At 54.3% G+C, this 19,720-nt stretch carries 11 protein-coding genes; 5 read left to right on the forward strand and 6 right to left on the reverse strand.

All coding sequences use genetic code 11. The annotated features are described in order from the left end of the window. The first annotated feature begins 15 nt into the window (after window positions 1-15). The 3 genes from AArcCO_RS00180 to AArcCO_RS00190 all read left to right on the forward strand — a co-directional run bounded on the left by AArcCO_RS00180 (window position 16) and on the right by AArcCO_RS00190 (window position 7,815). Window positions 16-2,862: a DEAD/DEAH box helicase gene (locus AArcCO_RS00180; RefSeq protein ID WP_259532885.1), complete on the forward strand. Its 2,847-nt coding sequence runs from the start codon at window positions 16-18 to the stop codon at window positions 2,860-2,862. Between the two features lie 73 nt (window positions 2,863-2,935). After that, window positions 2,936-4,756, forward strand: a complete 1,821-nt coding sequence (locus tag AArcCO_RS00185) for an MBL fold metallo-hydrolase (protein ID WP_259532886.1) — start codon at window positions 2,936-2,938, stop codon at window positions 4,754-4,756. Window positions 4,757-5,358: 602 nt separating this feature from the next. Beyond that, a complete protein-coding gene (locus AArcCO_RS00190; protein ID WP_259532887.1) occupies window positions 5,359-7,815 on the forward strand; it encodes a DEAD/DEAH box helicase in 2,457 nt (818 codons plus the stop codon). Between the two features lie 42 nt (window positions 7,816-7,857). Here AArcCO_RS00190 and AArcCO_RS00195 read toward each other — a convergent pair whose 3' ends face one another. Beyond that, complete coding sequence (locus tag AArcCO_RS00195; RefSeq protein ID WP_259532888.1) at window positions 7,858-8,295, reverse strand: hypothetical protein; 438 nt, start codon at window positions 8,293-8,295, stop codon at window positions 7,858-7,860. Between the two features lie 311 nt (window positions 8,296-8,606). On the opposite strand from AArcCO_RS00195, the gene AArcCO_RS00200 reads away from it, so the two are divergent. After that, window positions 8,607-8,894: a hypothetical protein gene (locus AArcCO_RS00200; protein WP_259532889.1), complete on the forward strand. Its 288-nt coding sequence runs from the start codon at window positions 8,607-8,609 to the stop codon at window positions 8,892-8,894. 174 nt (window positions 8,895-9,068) lie between these two features. Beyond that, a complete protein-coding gene (locus AArcCO_RS00205) occupies window positions 9,069-9,413 on the forward strand; it encodes a hypothetical protein (RefSeq protein WP_259532890.1) in 345 nt (114 codons plus the stop codon). An 11-nt stretch (window positions 9,414-9,424) separates the two neighbouring features. On the opposite strand, the gene AArcCO_RS00210 is transcribed toward AArcCO_RS00205, so the two are convergent. The 5 genes from AArcCO_RS00210 to AArcCO_RS00230 all read right to left on the reverse strand — a co-directional run bounded on the left by AArcCO_RS00210 (window position 9,425) and on the right by AArcCO_RS00230 (window position 19,532). Further along, the gene (locus AArcCO_RS00210; protein WP_259532891.1) at window positions 9,425-9,640 is read right to left on the reverse strand and encodes a hypothetical protein; all 216 of its coding nucleotides are present in this window, start codon (window positions 9,638-9,640) and stop codon (window positions 9,425-9,427) included. A gap of 61 nt (window positions 9,641-9,701) precedes the next feature. Beyond that, complete coding sequence (locus AArcCO_RS00215) at window positions 9,702-14,309, reverse strand: DNA translocase FtsK (RefSeq protein ID WP_259532892.1); 4,608 nt, start codon at window positions 14,307-14,309, stop codon at window positions 9,702-9,704. Next, complete coding sequence (locus AArcCO_RS00220; RefSeq protein ID WP_259532893.1) at window positions 14,306-15,802, reverse strand: hypothetical protein; 1,497 nt, start codon at window positions 15,800-15,802, stop codon at window positions 14,306-14,308. Before AArcCO_RS00220 ends, AArcCO_RS00215 begins: the two co-directional genes overlap by 4 nt. A gap of 12 nt (window positions 15,803-15,814) precedes the next feature. After that, the gene (locus AArcCO_RS00225) at window positions 15,815-17,374 is read right to left on the reverse strand and encodes a hypothetical protein (protein WP_259532895.1); all 1,560 of its coding nucleotides are present in this window, start codon (window positions 17,372-17,374) and stop codon (window positions 15,815-15,817) included. Window positions 17,375-17,414: 40 nt separating this feature from the next. Beyond that, window positions 17,415-19,532 carry a Druantia anti-phage system protein DruA gene (locus tag AArcCO_RS00230; RefSeq protein ID WP_259532896.1) on the reverse strand — a complete coding sequence of 706 codons (2,118 nt, stop codon included), beginning with the start codon at window positions 19,530-19,532 and terminating at the stop codon, window positions 17,415-17,417. Window positions 19,533-19,720 lie beyond the last annotated feature (188 nt).

The following is a 19,720-nucleotide window of genomic DNA, read 5'->3' on the forward strand; positions in this document are numbered from 1 at the left end:
CGCGGACCGGAATGGGTGCCGACACTGGTAGAGATCGCTATCGAGAACGACGACGAACTCACTCGAGATCAGTTCGAGGAGCGCTGTCGTGAGCGCTTGCGGAAACCCGACGGCAGTCGGTATTCGCCGAGTTACATCGAACGAACGCTTTCGACGTTCATCCAGATGGGTGTCCTCAGAGAACACGACGATAAGATCACCGTCTGGGAGTTCGCGCGCCGGTTCCACGACGGCGATATCGAGTATGCGGAGTTCCTCTGGCGTGGTATCAAACAGAGCTGGGTTCTCCAAGGCAATTATCCAGAAGGAATTGAAGGGCTCCAGGATGCGCATTACGTCGTTCGACACGCTGATCGGCCGTTACAAGCGGGAGAGATTCGTGAACGGCTGACCGACGAGTTTGGATACGAGTACAACGATGCTGGGATACGCGGTTATCCGGAACTGTTGACCCAGCTCGGTGCGCTCCAAGAAACCGATGACGGCTACGTTCCTGGCCCTAGATCGAGCACCTACGAGGGTCGGTGGCGGGATGTCGACATCTTCCACAACCTCGAACGGTGGATCCATCATCGGGGCCCGACGTTCGATGTCCCAGCTGCTGACATCAAACAGGCGCTCGTAAAGTACTACATGTACCGGGAATCCGGGGGGTGGGGACGGCACCGCAGCCTGTACAACCGCTTCCTCGACGACTATGTTCGTGAGACGTCGCGTGAGAGCGACGTGGCTCATCCCCAGATTCATCTGTCCGAAGAATACCAGGAGGATGAACGCATTCGAGACACCCTCAGCGAACAAATCAAAGCGAAATTCGATGATATCGACGGCCGCGATCTCGCTGGACTCTATGCCGAGACACTCGAGGACATCCTCGCTGCCGAGACCGAGGCGGAAGCCAAGGACCTCCTCTCAGCGGCGAGCCCCGGCATCTCCCGCCGGGACGTCAGAAATGCGTTTGACGAGGAGAGAGAACCGTACACGTTCCCTGCTGGATTTTCGCTTTACGACTGGCAGTCTGAAGCGATTGACACGTGGTTCGACAATGAGGCCAGCCCATCTGAACGCGGTATCGCGCAGGTGGTGACTGGGGCCGGTAAAACGGTGATGGCGCTTGGTGCCATCGACGAGTGGCTGGACAAGCATCCCGACGGCGTCGTCACGGTTGTTGTGCCGACGAAGGTGTTAATGCACCAGTGGCTCCGCGAGTTCCTCGAGAAATTGAACGTCCCTCCGTCGGAAATCGGCTGGGCGGGAGGAGGCCACAAAGACGATCATAGTGACCGTCGCATCATCGTGAGCATCGTCAACTCCGCGGTCAAGGACGGTTTCCTGGCCCGGTCGCTCGACGCTGCCGATACTGATGAGCACCTCTTGGTCGCCGATGAGTGCCACCGGTATACGGGAGACGTCCACTCGAAAGTCCTCGAATATCCCAACACAGCGACGATGGGGCTGTCTGCGACACCACTGTCGACGATCGATCCGGAGAACGACGAACTCACCGACGACGACGAGTTCCTCCTCGAGAACTTGGGCTCGCTTTTCTACAGGCTGAGTTACGACGAGGGGGTTGACCGCGGCCTCATCTCCGAGTTCACCATCAACTACGTCGGCTTCGAGCTAACGCCGGCCGAACGTCACACCTACGAACAGTTCTCGAAGAAGGTGTCATCCGCTGTTCGGGATATCGAAGCGCGCCATGGCCACCGACTCTCCGAATTGCGGGGAAACTATTCACAGAACCTGCAGACGATTCGCGAGTCGACGGACTCGCCGACGCCGGCGATTGCCGACTTCTTCGAGTACACGAAACGACGGCGCGAGCTGATCGCCGAGGCGGTTTCCCGACAAGCGATCACGCACCGTCTCCTCGAGGACGCAATTGAAGAGGACAAGAAGACGATCGTGTTCCAGGAACGAATCAAACACTTAGAGCAGATGGTCGCCCCGTATGATCAGCGGGATGAGAAGACCCAAACGGGCAAGTATGGCTCGAAGGAGAGCGAACGGGCGAGTCTCTACCAGCAGTACGAGGACGAACTCGACGATATCAATCGCGACCTCGAAAACCTGTTTTTCCGTCGCGATTACGCACCCGTGATGTACCACTCCGGGCACCGCAATTCGGAGTGGAACGAGTGGGGTATCGAATGGTTCCGGGACGAAGGGTTTGCGAACGTGATGCTGAGTGTCCAGGCTCTCAAGGAAGGGGTTGACGTCCCCTCGGCAGACGTTGGGATCATTCGTGTCTCGTCTGGAAACGTCCGTGATCGCATCCAGACACTCGGGCGCATCCTGCGAACCGGCCACGATCCGGACAAGCCCTCGACGCTGTACGTGCTCTATGCCCAGGATACAGTTGACGAACGAATCTTCGAGGAAGTCGACTGGGAAGCCGAAATCGGCGGCACCCATCACTACTACAAGTGGGAGACCAGCGACGAAATCATCAAAGGCGAACTGGAGGGCCCTTCGAAGGAGCACGAACCGGACGTCTCTGCGTATCAACAACCGGAGATTCCCGATCCGGCCGACCTCGAACGTGGGGATCCATATGAGGGGCCTCGTCGTGGGCGGACTGTGAGCGTCGACACTCAGGGGCGCCCGTTTCGAGACACAGCCGATGGCCGTCAGTATATCACGACCCCGGAAGTCGAAGAAGTGGCTGAGTACGTCCACCGCCTTCGCGGCGGCGGTCGCATCATCATTAATGATGCCGACCACATGATCACCGTCTCCGATGAGGGGCCGGTCTTTCTGGGAATTCTCGAAGCCGACTCACTTGACTACGAAGAACAGACGGAGGACGAGGAGGAGGTCCCCGAAACCTTCGAGGAATTCATGAATGAGGGGGATTGACACCTTACATTGGTAGCTGCTGAAATTTCTCAACCACCTAATTTTAGGGAGGTCGCAAACACCTCTGAAACGAATGGAGATCTCGTTTCAACACACGAATCCTCTCGCAGGCCACGAATCAACAATCCTGCATGTATCTACACGGGATGACGATACCTACAGCTATCTTATTGATGCTGGCGAGAGTGTCTCCCCTGCAGCGTTTTTGGACACGGATGACGAGTTGGACGGCGTCTTCCTAACGCATTCCCATACTGACCACTATGCAAGCCTCAGTCAAATTCTCTCGACAGCTTCCGATACGCAACTCTATACGTCACCTGGAACGGCGACCATGTTTGAAGATGTCTACACTGAGGCCGATCGGTATCAAGACCTCGGCGACGTCACTCACATCACAGAAGCACTGACTCCGATCGATACTTGGACGCCCCTCAATGATGGCGTGTTTGTCCTCCCGGTGCCTGCAGGGCACACGCTAGGCGCAGCCGGCTTTCTCTTCCGAATCGATGATCTACAGAACAATGAAACCGTGACAATACTCACAACGGGTGACTTCACAACTCGTCCAGTCGGGGGGTATCCTAGCTTAACGATCCCCGAATCGATCGACATTGATATTATGATCGCGAACGCCGCTACTTCGCCACACTTCGAAGACAAGCTCAACGATGCACTCGAAGTCCTCCTCGAACGGGGACTCAGTGGTGCCACGACACTTGTCGCGGCAAGTGCCCTGACCGGAGTTCACATGGCATACCTCCTTGGACATGTCCTCGACGAGATTGACCGTCAACTTCCGATCCACCTCGCTGGCCAAGCGGCGAAGCTCTACACTACGCTCGATTACGATGTCCCCTTCGTCTCTGCCCATCCTCAGTTCGAGCACACTGACGAGGTACTTGCCTCCGGTGCGATCACTTTCGCTGGGCCCGAGGCTCCGACACAAGGAAGCATCGCCCGTCTTTACGGGGTAATCAAGGACGATCCAGACGCCGTCTTCGTCCAGCTCACGACCTCAGGCGTAGAGGCTGTTGATGATGGTGAGTGTACCACGCACTACGCCGAACTCGCAAACCACCCGACCAAGCAACAATTCATCAACACCGTTGAAGAAAATCTTCCTCGGCACCTGATTCTAAAACACGTCCGACCGGAGCACGGCAAGGAAATCGGGGCGAACTTCGATAATCTGTTTCACTGGAGCAACGACGATACACAGGCCCACGTCCTCTATGATGACGGTGACTGGCCGGCCCCACATTGGGTGGATGACGGGACCGCAAGCAGAATTCGGCGGCGAAATTACCAGCAGAGTGGCTCTCGCCTCCTGATCGACCGCCCTATCGATGAGCTCCCAACGGTCTCCATGACACGGCAATCCCCAGAACTGTCGGCAGAGGGCGTCGAAATTACCCAATTCAAAGACCGTTATGAGTCGATACAGTCAATCCAACAGCCACCAAGCGATGAATCAGCGAGTGGAGAGGAAGAACAGGAATCGCCTGGAGTCCATTCCAATGCCGAGGATTCGAATCAACCACCGTCGATTGATACGGAACTCTTGACGGACATCACCGAACGACTGGATGCGCTTGAAGCCGCACTGGACGATATCAGGGATACGATCCCGACGGAGGAGACGGTCGCGAGCGGAATCGACACGTTAGAGGGTCGAATCGACGATATTGAAGCAGGCATCAGCAGCCTCCCCGACCAAATAGATTCAGACGACGGGAACACAATCTCCAGCACCGTTCTTCGGCAGGAAGATCTTGTCCTGTTCCGGGTGAACTCAGATGTACTTGCCGATCACGACCTCTCGCTTAGTCACCAACAAGATGTCGAAATCAAAATTGTTGAACTCTCTGATGAACAATCTAAAGAAAAGTAGGTCGACCAGAGTAGCGAAGGCATTTATAATCTCCAGACAGTGCTGGATAGTTCAGAACTGGGCTGAACGTTGGAGTACATAGCGTATCTGTCCGAGAGTTTCTCCAAATCAACATCTTGATGCGGAGGGGTGTGCTTGATTGTGTAATGCCAGTTGTGGTTTGTCCGGACTGTGAGTCATCCTTTGCGTTGTGGTCAATGTTTGCTGATCATTTTTGGTCGGAACATATTGAAAATACAGAATTTTCGGGAGAGGGGTGCCCTTCATGTGATTACCCGCTTACTGAGGACAATGTACTTTATCACCTCGCGTGTTTGACTGAAGTTGACCCCGGGACAGTCTGGACAGGAATATCAACCGATAATTCGTTGTGTCCGGTCTGCGGTGAGTCGCTCACCCTAGACCACATATCCAACCACGTCCGGTCACACGCTGGTACTGTTCAGAAAGAGGTGCTTGGCGGTGATCTTTCTTGTAGAGTGTGTGGTGAGATCCCTAACGATGAGAACCGGTTTACTGGTCATCTTGACTGTTTAATCCAGCACCTTGCTCTTTCGAATGATGGCGACAACAGGTATACGTGTCCCTACTGCGAAGAGCAAATGTCTCACGAAGGGGCCTTGGAATGGCATATTTGGCTAGATCATTTTGAGGCAAACGGGTTCCAGTCCAACTGTCCAGGTTGTGACCAGACTCTCTCATTCGGTGCTCTCAAGCAACACATACTCTGTCAAGATGATGTTCATGGGCCGGATGCGGCACGACTCTATGATCTACGGATTGATGACTGCTTTCTGTGCGATGTCTCGGTCCTGAACCCGCAGGTCCTCCAGCGGCACATCTCAGGGGATCATCTATCCCAGATACAAGACATTCATGGCAAATGTCACATTTGCGGTGAGACAATTGACGATGGCCAAGTTACCCTCCATTATCCATGCCTTGCCGCATCTGCCGACTCCGATATCAATTTTCGACAGCAACCGACGTGGCGCTGCCCTATTTGTAACGAGGTCACGGGTGCTCGGGATGATTTTATCACTCATCTTGAAACGGATCACGAACTGGATCTGTTCGTGGCCGACAACTGCCGTGTCTGTGGTGACTCCCTAACAGAAATCGCGGATCATTACTCATGTCTTGACGCGCTGGTCGGGAAGGAAGTCGGTACGGATACTTTGGATGCTGATATTCAGGTACCGCCTGTACTTTCCCACCACCCCGATAAAGTCACGTATACGGCTACGGCACCGGTACCGGAAGACGAGCGAACCTTATTCTATCATGGTTTGAAGGGTTTCGTTGAGCGGGAACGACAGTCGGCCCGAGATGAAGCGTGGCGTCGCTACGAAGAAATACCATTAGCCCAGCTAAAGTACAGAGAAGACTTGATACTAGACCTGATGCCGCTTGGACGCCAGTCCCACCCACACTATGATCTGCAGTTTGTGTTTGAGCGGCCCGTCCCTGAATATGAACATGAGCCCGATGATTTGGCAACACGGTTCGGGATCTATCCACGGCAAAAAGTGATCGTCGGTGCTGATGCCGACATACTAGGTCTACCTATGGAGGCTGAAGTGACATTCGTCGATGACCAGACTATCGGTATCTCGCCTGACCCCGACCAGTCGTACCGTGAATCAGAACTCCAAACAGCACTGACCAACGATAGCACTGCCTACCATCTCGTTGACTTACTTACGCCTACACCCTACGACCGGAAGCAAGAGGCCATCACAAAGGTACAGTCAACTACCACAGCGGATAGCTTAGTGATGGGCGATACAGCCTTGGTTGAGCATCCACGTGACGTCGGATCGTTCTATGCCGGGGCGTTAAATCAACAGCAGCGAGAAGCGGTTGGTCGAGCGCTGGGTGAACCAACGCTGTGTTGTATCCATGGCCCGCCCGGGACCGGGAAGACGCGGACCTTGACAGCAGCTATTGAACTGGCAGTTGCCCGTGGTGACCGGGTTCTGGCCTGCGCTCATTCAAATCAGGCCATTGACAATCTGCTCAGTGGATCCAGTACGGTGGACGAGCCAGAGGATTCCAGTCTCCATGCCTTCGTGATGGACGAACGCGAGATAACGATGGCTCGTGTCGGACATCATTCCGAGGATCCGGTCGTCCAACAGTATTACCAGAGTGTCGATCCTACTCGTGCGGACGTCGTCGGTGCGACGACGAGCGCTGCGGCGGAACTCGATGTCGATGAATTCGATCTTGTGATCATTGATGAGGCGACCCAAGCCGACCAACCAGCAACGTTCATTCCGCTACTGCGGGGTGAGAACCTTGTGTTGGCAGGCGATCACAAGCAGTTGCCACCCTTCTGTTCAGATGAAACCGCTCGTGAAGAGGATATGCATATCTCGCTGTTCGAACATTTCCAACGCGTCTACGGTGAGCAGGTATCGACTCGGCTGATCCGGCAGTACCGGATGCACAAGGATATCGCGGCATTCCCCAGCGCCCAGTTCTATGATGGTCAACTGGAGCATGGGAATGACAATCAAAGGTGGCAGATCACCGATCTCAAACCGATGGTGGGGCACCATGTCCAGAGTACTGAACAAATACGTGATGAGACCAAATCACGGTACAATCCCGATGAAGCTGAACTGGTCGCCCAACAGGCGCGACTCTTACAGATGCACGATGTCGACTCCTCCGATATCGGGATTATCACGGCATATTCCGCCCAAATTGGTGAAACCACTGACGCGTTACGAAACGAGGATGTCGAGGACCCGGAGAAGATTGAGATCGATACGATCGACAGCTTCCAAGGTGCTGAACGTGAGGCGATCATCGTTTCATTCGTTCGAAGTAATGAAGCCCACGCCAGCGGGTTCTTGGCCTTCCCTGATGAGGGTAAACGTCGTCTCAATGTCGCCTTGACTCGGGCAAAAAAGCGGCTCGTAGTGATTGGTGACTTTGGGACACTCGGAGCGACAAGTGAACACAGGACAGAAGGTGAATCATGTGCCCATATCTATCGGGCACTATATGACCACTTACGTGAGCGGGATTGCTTGAAAAACCACAACTAATTCTTCGACTGACGCGCAGATTGGGGCGAAGTAACTCCGAGTTTATTCTCGGAGTTTAACTGGTTCCCCGATGAGGTATCCGTCCCCCTTCTTGAGGTTGATACGCCGCTTTTCACCAGGAGTTCCACCCTCAACGTGAACTTGGTGATTTTTGTACTGTGCAATAGTGTCTAACGTCCCGCCGTAGTCCTCAATCTGTACAGTAACGGTAGTCCCCACCGCTTCGTCCTGTGAGATGCGGTCGCCACTCGTACTGGGCTGTTTTTGCTGCTGATTCTTGTTATCGACTTCCGTGGTAGATCGGCGGTTCGATTCGATCGACTGTACCTTGTCACCAACGATAACGTTCTGGTCTTGTCGCGCTCGATCGTGGAAAGTACCCTGACTATCACCGACCTCGCCCGGTTTCGCATCACCAACATCATAGGCTTGGTCCTTCCGGTGTCGATAGCCATAGCGATCCTTGTTATCTCGCCCCATGCACACCCTTCAGAAGCCGCTCAACAATAAATTTCGGGTCAACTGAACGGAGGAGAGCAGTGTGGCCCGTTCCGGTGTCAAAGCGACGCTTCTCCCTACCGACTTAGTTACTGCGGTGTCATGAGTGGCGCATGACCTTGTGGCTCGTGCCTGTTGACGAACCGTCCTTTCAGCGGACACTCGCTGAACCAATCGACCTGTCGGATTGGGACAACCGTCCCGATTCATTCCCGGAACGTGCCCGCGTATGGGGAATTCGGACGGATCAGGAACAGGGGTCTTGGGAGCGCAACCGACGGGATCTCAAATGTATGGAGCGTGGTGACCCGCTCCTGATCTACCGCAACGTGATGAGTCAGTACACTGCGACTGGGCGTGTCGGGTCGATGGCCCACACGGAACACGTCCGTGACGAGTATTGGGACGGTGGCCCGGCCCTTGACATCTATGTCGTAGAGGGGTACGACGACTCTATTGATGTGGAACCCGAAACGGTCAATCGGTTACTCGGCTACGAAGAGTCGTTCTGGCCACAGGGACTCTGGCGGGTGAGTGACGGTCGTCCAACAGAGCGGGTCATTCGGAAGTTCGATATCTGAATTACTGGCGGATTCCTTATAGAACGCGTCAAGAATTTGAACACAAAAACGCTGGCTGTCGTTTGAGGTGGATCTCCCGATATGCGACGCTGACCGGCTCTTCATTGGCACTCTTACCAAGCAGTTGGATGCGAGAGCGAAGACCTATTTATTAATAGGCGTGATTACTCAGGTATGGCCCGGAGTTGGTTTGAACGGGCAAAAGACAACGAAACTGACTGGATAGAACGACTGGCTGAATCCGGAGACCGCCCGACCTTCGAAGAAATCTCATCTGCTGCGGAAGAAGTGGCAGACGTATCTGGCGGCAGGCTCATCGTCACTACGTACGATCCTTATACCGGTGAGACCTACACTAACGACGTCCGAGTCTACGAAATAGACGACTCACGAATTATTGGCGGCGACGGGCAAATCCGGATCTTCGTCCTCCCCGATTTGACAGCAGGCCAATTCGATACGCAAGGTGGGACAGACAGAATGCCGGATCTTGTGACAGACTTTGACGTGAAAAAGTAATCTGCGGTATATTACTGACTGGCTTTAGCAGAGATCAGGTATTCATGTTCGTGCTCTTCAAGGACATCTACTTCGATATTCTCCAGTTGTTCAGCTTGTTCTAGTTGGTTTGTAGGGACGTACGTGGTCACGGTGTCATCGCTGACGTGGATATCGTCTTTCAATACACCGCTAATCGCCGCTAACTGGTCTACTATGTATTCCGTTCCGCCTGTAGATGAAGTCATGTTTCTCGACTTTATTGTGGTTTAGACGGGTGAAATCATTTTGGGAGGCAAATACCTCGGACTACCGGTACTGGTTGATGAGTTCGCGGATGTCATCGGAGTCCACGTAGAGGCCTTGGAGACGGGTGGTTCTGTCTGCTTCTTTCAGTAGCATGTCGCCGTCACCTCCGAGTTCTTCAGCTCCCCCTTCGTCGATCAGGATCCGGGAATCGGATTGTTTCGGGAGTCGGAAAGCCACTCGGGTATCTAGGTTGGCACGGAGGTCCGTGTCGATCGCCTCGTGGGAAGGTCGCTGGGTGGAGATGACGAGATGGACGCCCTGTGCCCGTGCGATCTGGGCGATACGCCGGACGTTGTCCTCGGTATCATCAGCGTCCTCCCCGAGCTGCTGGAGAAGGTCGCTGTATTCGTCGATGATGACAACGATAGGCTTCATCTGGTCGTCCGGATTCTGCTCGTTGTATTCTCCGATGTCCCGGCAGACGCTTTCCCGCAGCAGTTGTTTCCTACGCGGGATTTCGTCCTCGACCAGCCACTCAAACAGATTGGCAGCGTCTTCGGCGTCGGTAATCACTTCGCCGTTGGAAAGGTTCGGCAGGGAATCGAAGAAGATGAAGTCAGTCTCCTTCGGGTCGACCAGGGCGAACTCAACGTTGTCCTCGCCTTTCTGCTCTATGAAGTTCAAAATCAGGGAGTACAGGAACACAGTTTTCCCGCTGCCTGTTGCTCCACCGACCAGCATATGCGGTGCTTCAGAGAGATCCGAGCGGTGGACAATGCCGTCTGGTGTGACTCCTGCCAAGAAGGGTAGTGAGGCCGTCTCGATGTCGTCGGACGGCTTGTACCGGTCCCTGTAGTCGCGTAGAGGGACCACGACGTTGTTCTCCCGGGGAACGTCCAGGGCAATGTATTCAGTTCCAGGCAGTCGCTGGACGATCGGTTCTTTCTCGAACGCCATTTCCCGGGCTATATCCTGTGTCCGTTGCTCCAAGGAGCTCTGTTTCTCGCCTGGTGCCAGCCGGATTTTGAAGCGAACGACGTTTGGCCCGACCTCGATATCGTCGGGGTCGATGTTCCGGATCTTGATCTTGAAATCGTTGAGAACCCGTTTCAGAGTTTCTACCAGGTCGGTGTATTCTTCGGGGTCACCGAATCGGTCAGCAGATTCCGTGTCGACATCTGTCTCCTCGTCGTCACTGACGGTGTCTTCCTCTTCTCCGCCGGCTTTCTCTTCGTCATCTTCTGTCTCAGCTTCGTCGAAGTCGTCCGTTTCCTCTGCTTCCACAGCTTCTTTTTCGGTATCCTGTTCTGGCTCCTGGTCTTCCCGGTCCTCGATGCCACTGACGATCAGCCGCTTAATCGACTGGCGAGGAAGCTTGTCAACCCTGATGGACTGGGCGTTCGGAGTTACGCCGTCGATTCGTTCGTCCGACGTGGCTTCGCTGGTGACTTCCACCGAGACGATCCTCGGGTTGATCTCGATTTGAGCATCCCCGTTGAATACGTCGTTAATCCTGTCTGCCCACTCCTGCTTGCCCTCCATGCCTTCTGCGGAGGTCAGCTCGTAGTACAGTTGTTCGCGGAGAGCCTCTTTCCGGGGCGACGTAGTGAGGTTTTTGTCGCCGGTGAACAGGCCGCGGATCGTGTCTGTCGTCTCGAAGACTTGGTCGACGGCACTTCCTTCGACGACCTTGGTACCGCCTTCGTCTTTGACGGTGTAGGCGCTGCTGGTTTCTTCCAGAGTCTTGATTTCAATGATGTCGAGGATGAGGCCGCCGTCGTCGTCGAACTGGACGGTGAGGATGTCAGCCCGGCTCTCGCTGTCTCCCAGGTTCAGCCATTCCCGGGTACGTGGGTTGTCGATAGAGAAGATCAGCTTGGGGTCGGCCAGTGTCTGCTGAAGCCACTGGACTGCGATGATCGAGCCAAGCAGGCCTTTCGTATTCCGGGATTTTCCGCTGCCGAGGGTTTCCCGGGTTATCAGGCGGAGAAGACCGCTTTGCTGCAGGTCGGCTATTCTCTCCGCGATCTCCTCCAGGTCGGTGTCGTCAGGAGCTAGGCGGTATTCGTTGATGATACGGCGGAGGACTCGTCGGAAGTAGTCTATGTCCTCCGAGTACGTGGCGAAGTCGCGTTCGCCGCGTCGTTCCCTGGAGATCAGGTTGTCCTTCCAGAACGGGTTGCCGTTCATCGGCGGTGAGGAGATGGAGACCCAAATCGCGGAGTCGAGGAGCTCGTCGATAGTCTCCTTTTCGACGTTGAGTTCGTTGACCTCGGCGTTGTGGACAGCCTGCCGCTGGTTATACAGCTGGTTGATCAAGTCCTGATACTCGGAGAAGAGGACCCCCTCCTTCGACGGCGAGATGTTGATCTTGTCCTCGAGCAGGTCGTAGTCGAACTCTTTCGGGACGTACAGTGGGTGGATTGTGGTCTCGGCGTCTCGTTCGAAGGTTTGGATGCTGAAGTCGCTCTGGTCGTTGATCAGAATGAAGTGCTGTGGGTCACCCTTCAGATCCTCAGCGTATGAGTCGTAACTGGGGTGTTCGGTTGTAACAATCTCGAACTTGCCAGAGTCGTTGTCAGGGCCGAACAGGTTGATGATGTCCTCAGAGACGCTGGATGAGGCAGTACCGTTGAGGACAGGTTTCTCTTCGTCCTCGATGAAGGCGAACTCCACTGTTGCGCCTTGGATTTCCTCATTCTCCGCCAGGTCAGCGATATCAGAGAGCAGGTCTACCGGATCCAAGGGATCGATGACGCTGATCTTGAGGTGACGTCGGGACGGTGGGTATGCTGACGTGAATTTGTCGAGGACGTAGTCGTAGAACTTGGAGTTCGTGCCTTCCGCTGCGTTCTCAATCCGGGTGTAGACTGGCAGCCTGTCGATTTCAGCTGACTGTACAAGGTAGGTCTCATCCGCCAGTCTGTAGTTCCCGCCGACATGGATACTGCGGAGGACGTGCGGCTGTTCTTCGACGCTGTTGATTAGGAAGTTGCGTTCCTCCTCGGTCAGCGATTCCTTCTCGTCCTTCATTTCCCGCGCCAGTTCGGAGTATTTCCAGAGGTGGAGCGGGTGCAGCGGGGAGAGGATGAGTTCTCTGTCGTCTTCGTATTCGAGGATGATGGTATCAAATAGGAGGAAGTCGGAGAGGAGTTTGGAGGATCCTTCGGAGCTGACGTTCTGAATCTCTCGGTACTTCTTGTCCAGTTTGTCCTGGACTTCGCGGTATGCCTCGATGTACTCTTCTGCCGATTCCAACAGATCTTCGTCCCCAAGAAGCCGGATGAGCGGTGCGGAGAGTAGTCCGGGGAGGGCGTCGACAAGTTCGCCGCGGGCTGTTACGTATCGGTCGATGGATTCAACCAGGTCCTCGAACTTGCCGCTGTTCTCGGCTACTCTACGGAGTTTTTCGAAGCTGCTGTCGTCGCCTCGCGGCTGAAAATTCTCGCTTCTCAGGGCTTGGAAGTTCTTGATCGCGCTCTGTCTGTCCTCTGGATTGTGTATGATGCCGCCGAAGAAGTCCTCGGTGACGAAATGTTCGACGAAGTAATAGAGGTCGTCGTTGACGTCGAAGGCCAGCTGTTCGTCCCCGGTGAACTCCATATCGACCCGGCTTTCTTCTTCCTCTACGGCTTCTCGGTACTGGTCGTCGAACTCTTCTGAAAGCCGTTCCAGTTCTTCGTCGTTGTCGTCGAAGACTGCTTCCACACTGGCGGATTCGACATCTCTACGGGTGCTGGTGGTTGAACGTCGCCGACTGGACTGGCCGGAGGTGAAGAAGATCTCCTTAACCTCGTTGTACGTCAGGTCGGCGAGAATCTCCGAGTCACCTGTTCGTTCGAACCGTCGAAGCTTGGCTACGAATTTTTCCCGTTCTTCCCTTTCGCTGTCGTCGACTTTGGTGACGCTATTAGTGAGGCGTCGTCGATCCCTGTTAGACATGTGAGAGACTCGCAGAACGAGGTCCAGGTTGTCGGAAAGCCTGTCCGGGATTTCGGCTGGGTTGTTGAGCCCTGGGTCGTTGAACAGCCGCAGTCTGTAGAGTTCAGTTCCGAGAGCATCAAGTGAGGCTTGTTCTGATTCCTTGAGCGTCGAGGTTGCGTAGTCTGCTACTGCAGGGATTTCGAATCTATCGTAGAGGTCGGATCCAAGGGTTTCCCAGATGGCTTTTGCTGGGGGACTGTCGGCGAACTGTTCCTGGGCCTGCATCTGGTCCGTGATTTCTCGAGTAATTTCTGCCAGAGGCAGGTCGACCATGCCCTCAAAGTCTTTCATCGAGTTCAGGCGGGCGTGGTCTCCCCGGACCAGGATTACCAGTTTCTCTGGCTCGATACGTCCCTCCCATTCGAATCCGGTGTCGGTGCCGTTTCGCCAGTTGACTGCGACACTGACTTTGTCTGTGAGTCTGACGGAGGAGTCCTCAGTCCGTGACTGGAGATCGTCGATGTCTGCTTCGTCGATGCTAACCAGACCCAGGCCGACATCGTATCGTGCGTTACTGCAGAGGATGTCGACGAACTCCTCGGCGTCGAACCGAGGCGGAGATTCGATGATGACCCCGATGTTTTCCTCAGTCAGTTGTTCGACTGTCTCGTTCGCGATTGCTTTGCCAATCAGATCCTCGTTGCTCTTGTATGAGTTGGCTTGTGTCTGTGGACTTTCGCTCATATTTTCTCCTCCGGAACAGAGACGATGGTGACGCCGTCCGCGTATTCCTCGGCGTATCCAAGGCTGGATACGGCTTCTTTGAAGCCCTCGTAGTTCTGGTTGTTCAGCGGGTCACTTTCTGATGCGCTGGCACCGAGGCGGATGTCCCACTCGGCCAGGTGGCTGCGGTCCTGTTCAGTTCCGCCTACGATGATTCCGTACCGCTCTCGGAGTTCTTCTGAGAGGTCTTGGAGGGACATGCTCGCACCGGGTTCGATTACGGAGATAAGGATGGGTTCCAGCATCTCAGGGTCAGGTCGGTACCTGCGCTTGTTCGCCCGGTTTCCTCGTGGTTTGAGTATCCCGGCACGCCAGGCGAATGTCTGGGCCGTGGACTGCGGTGTGTACGTGTCGAACCGGTTCGAAAAGTCATGGATAACGTTGCTGACAGCGTCCACCAGCCTGTGGAAGGTGGTATCTTTTTCCGGATCCCGAGAGGCACGGAACACCTGTTCGAACTTCTCGTAGTCCTGTGCGATCTTGTCCTCCTTCTTCCGGTTCAACTCCAGGAAATTGTGGTTCTCGATCTCTCGGAGGACATCGTCCTCGCTGTAGTCTTTGTAGCCCTGTAGGTCGAGGACGTGTTCGACGCCGAGCCGGGTGGCTAACTGGATCTCTGATCCGACGACGCGGAAGGATTCGAGGCTGGCGTCGGCTACCGGGTTGTTCCTGTTCCCGGTGTAGTTCAGGACGAGTGGGACGGGTTCGTCTTTGCCTCCGTCTTCCCGTATCTCGTTGTGCCGGTTGGCCATGTAGACATAGAGTAGGAATCCGCCGAATTTGATAGTGCGGCGAAGGTCACGGGCGTAATTCAGATCGTAGTCGCCGTTGGAGTCTTTCAGGTGCTTCGACAGAGTTTCGAAGCCTACGACGAACTCGTCCGTGATCTTTCCGTCACCGAATGCGTCTCCGAGAACCGGCTCTTCCCAAGGTGATACCGTGACGTTGCCTTTCTCTCCACCTTTGGCGAGTGGCCGGAATAGGAGGGAGATGGCGTCGTGGTGGTCCTGAAGCTGGTCGGTTAGCTTCTGGTTGATGTCGTTGTCTGATTCGGCCAGTACGGTGTAGATGAACTGTGAAGGTGTTACACCTATTCGACGGTAGGCGACGAACCAGTCGCTCATAGAGGTCATCGCGGAGTGCCGTGGACTACTTGCGTACAGGGCGTTGTCGTTGTCTAGGACCTTCCGCATCCTGTACCGGAGGTTGTCCATCTGTTCGTCGCTGAGATCACGAGAGGACTCGAACAGGTCGTGGTATTTTTCGTCCAAGTCGCTGGAAGGGGTTTTCCCTGGTTTCTCGACGAACTTGAATAGGTCCTCCGACTGGTGTGTGGAGCCGAGGACGTTGCTAAAGACGACCTGGGAGAGATGAACTGGTTTCAGAGAGGCAGAGGTTGCTTTGAATCCGAATGCGGCTTCGGATGCGTCAGAGTTGATGTCGTTGAGTCTCATTGGCATCGGTGTTCACCTCCGCTCCATCTGGTACCGGTCATCGTTGACTGTCAGGATCTCGAGTTCCCCGGTTTCCGTGTCCATGATGTGGACAGTGCCGTAGTCCTCATCGTGGCTTTCCCTGTACTCGATTTCCTCCATAAACTCTAGCAACTGCTGCTCTTCCTCTCTGCCGCGTAGGATGTAGGGGATGTTCCCTTCCAGAGTACCGAGTGTCTCTGATAGATCCGGGTCGATTCGGAGTCTAACTGTCGAGTCCCGGCCTTCGTATTCGAGGACGTGGTGGTCGTGGTTGTAGTCCATAGCATCGCTGATCTCTGGGTGGAGCTGCGGGACCCGGCGGTTTAGCTCGCGTTTCGGAATTTCTGTCCGGGAGATCAGGGACAGGGAGCTTTTGGACCGGTAGTTATGGGAGAGCCAGACTCGGAGGTCGGATCCTTTGGAGGAGTCCGGCATGAAGTAGCTGTTAATCATCTCTATGACGTCCTCTTTCACGCTTTCGTCCGGACGTTCTCTGTTCCGCTGGTTGTGGAAGGAGTAGTTGGTCTCGTGGTAGAGGTCGCGGGCGTCGTAGTCTTTGATGGCTACGTCCTCGAAGTAGAACTGGCGTTTCTTTTCGATGAAGCGTTGGTCGACTTCTTCCTCTGAGTCTTCTTCGTCCCTCCGTGAGACCTCTTCTTCGGCGTCTGCCCAGAGCTTGCTGTCGATGAATGGATGGGTGAGATCGCGGGGATGGAAGTATTCATTCAGGAGGGTGAAGATCTTCCCGCTGCCGTTGAAAGCGAGGTTGTAGTATTTCAGGTCTTCGTCGAAGTCGGTGACGCTCTCTTCTTTGGCTCCGGTGATACAGTAGGCGAGAAAGTTCAGTAGGTCACGGACGGTGACGTGGGCGTCCAGTTGGCCGACCGACTGTAGGAGGCGGATGATGTTTTCTCTGACCCGGTCGTTCCGCATCTTGTCCATGTTGTAGGCGATATGGCCGTCGATGTCGTCGCCGTTGTTCTCTTTCAGGAACTTGTTCGAGGTCAGGTTCTCGATGGCCTGGCCGATGACCTTGCGTGTGAGGATGTTCCTGTTGTTGAGGTCGATGACGACGATAGAGTCGAAGTCAGCGTTGTCGGCTTGGTCTTCGTCGTAGATGATCTGATTCTGGAACTGGCTTCGAACTTTCTCCAGGAAGGGATATTCGTCGGCGTGCTGGGTTGTCATCTCGTAAAGAGGGCCATCGTTGATAGCTAGGATACCGGGCCGGCCGTCGCCGAGGGCGTCCTTCCATTTGTCGAGTAGGACGGTGTAGTCGTCGTATTCGGAGGCGTCGGAGAGATAGAAATAGTCGGGCTCAGGGTACTCGGGCTTCATCTGCAGGATGTACTGGGTTTTCCCGTCCCCAGGGTTCCCGGTGAGAACGATCTGTTTCCCGTTTTCCAGCGCGTCCTGCAGGTATTCTTCACCGTCCAGGCGGGTTGTTATGTGTATCTCTCTGCGTTGCTCGTCGGTGAGTTGTTCAGCGAAGCCTCCCTGTGCCAACTGCGAAAGGAATCGTAGATTCAGTGTCGATGCTTCAATTCCCATATTTTACCTTTGATGTTGGTGACCGAATATTCCCGCCATGTTAACTGTTGCTTATAATGAACTCGCTGAGGCTGGCTTGTCGTTTGTCGAAATCGATCTCGCTGCTTAGTTTGAACTCTTGCTTGTCGAATTTCCTGATGTTTTCCAGGACTTCTTGTTTTTGAGCTCTCATGCTTGCCCAGCGGTCGATCCAGTGCTGGTAGATTGACTCCTGTTCTTTCTTCGGGTCGTCGAACTCCCAGTAGTATTCTGGGTCGTCGTCGATTCCGAGGAGGTAGTTCTGTGAGTTCTCTGCGAGGTCGATTCCGTATACGATCCGCCTGGATTCGTGTTTCAATAGGTCCGTTTCTAAACCGCAGTTCTTCAGGCCGCGGCGGATCTTCCGGATGCGGGGAGAGACACCTTCTCCGAACCGGCCTCGGACGACCTTGCGTCCTTCCTCTAACTGTGTGACCTGGCTAAGCCGTTTCCGTGTCTCTGGGCCGAACTGGATTGAACCGTAGCCTTCTGTGTAGCCGATCTGGTCGTATTCGATCTGTCCGTTGTCGGTTGGAACCCGGATACGGTCGTACTGAGCGCTTCCGATCTCAAACAGGCCGGTGGTGTCAAGGAAAACCAGTTCGTTCGGCTTGCTCACTGCTTCGCCTTTCATCGAGCTGGCGATTTCGCTCTGGTAGTCGCCGTACTTGTCCTGGTACATGTTGATGACCTTGGGACCAGTCAGGGCCATCGCCACGAGCTTCCCGCCGAGGATACGGTTGTAGGGGGGGATAGCACCGCAGACCATAATGTTCATCATCCCGGCACCGACCCGCTCCTTTTTGATCTCCTTCAGGGCGGTTTTGATGGCTCGTCGCCCAGAGTCGTTGTTCAAACCAGTTCTGATGAACTCGACGTCGTCTTGGTCGCTGTGTTCTTGGAAGTATTTCCGGTCGCGGAGAAGCTTTTGAAGCGCCCGTGCCCGTTTTTTCCGGAATAGGGCTGTTTCGCTTCTTTTTTCCCAGTCCTCTATCTTCTCTGGATTCTCGTCTGCTCCTTCTTCGATTCTCTGTTCAGCTTCCTCTTCTATCTCCTCGAGGATCTCGATAACTCGTTCGTCCGGATTGACGAAGCTTTCCTCGGAGAGTTCTGGGTGTTCCTCTGCGAAGTCGTCGTGCCGGATGTTGGATATCGCGTCCTTGATGGAGTTCTCCAGAGCTTCTCGTATTTCGGTGCAGAACTCGCTGATCCGTTCTTCGTATTCTTCCTCTGTTTCCAGCCATTCTGTGTTGGTGACTGTACGGGTTTTCTTGTCCGACGTCCGCTTCTCCTCTGGCAGTTGTTCCTCGTATTCGTGGACCCGTTTCTTCCGCTGTAGTTTATCTTCGACAGCGTCGATCGTCCAGCCGATGTAGTCATCCCTGACTGACAGGTTCATCATGGGGCTTGCCAGTGTCGCAATCCCCATCACTGGGTCTTTTGGCTTCGCTGCATTTCTAATAAGAAAATTGATGTTTCTTCCGGGGACCGTGTTATATGGTGTTAGCCATGTGTAGCGGAAGTATCGCCAGATATCCATTAGGTCCAACTCGGTGTGTTCGCACTTCTTCCCTTTCTCTACTTTCTGTATATAGGGTTGGACAACGTCTTCCAGATCTTCCGCTATTTCCTCTTGGCTCTGATCTTGGAACGGCGCTAAGTCCTGGTAGAGTTGTTCTCCCCCAGTGATCAGTTCGAGGACGCTTCGCCCGCCGTTGGTGTTTCGGCGGGTGTCCCGCTCCATTTTCCGGACGAACTCACGGACGCTTTCCTCTTGGAACTGCGCCCGTCGTTCTTTCTGGAGGATGGCGCGTTCCTGTTTCTTGAATTCCTCTGGGTCATCTTTGTAGCGATCAGGATCCGGCCGAACTACGTGTAGTTCAGAGTTTTTGCGAATGTCATAGTTGATCTCAATGAGATCCAGGAGAACCTCTAACGCTGCGAGATATCGAATCTGGCCTTCAGTTACTTCATCCTCAATTTCGTTCTCGACATAGCGGATCTCGTCCTTGATGGCAACTTCCCTGTCGAGATCCTCCTGAAATTCGATCAGTTCATCGGTCAGAGCCTCAAATCGGCGTTGGTACTGGTCTGGGAGATTAGGCGAAAAATCTACTTCTCGTTCAGAATTCGCACCCATAGTAATCTGGTTGATGTGGCAAATCGTTCTCTGCTGAAATCCAAAAGAGTATCGACTCAGATCAGTCCACACCCCTAAACGATCTAAGGGGTCTGCCACTATTATTTGGGAAATTATATGTTCGTGTTTCTTCAATAGATTTATTCTATCTGTCCCTCAGGTTTGATAACACATGCGTAAGGGGACTA

This window comes from Halalkaliarchaeum sp. AArc-CO (assembly GCF_024972735.1).
Classification (GTDB): Archaea; Halobacteriota; Halobacteria; order Halobacteriales; family Haloferacaceae; genus Halalkaliarchaeum.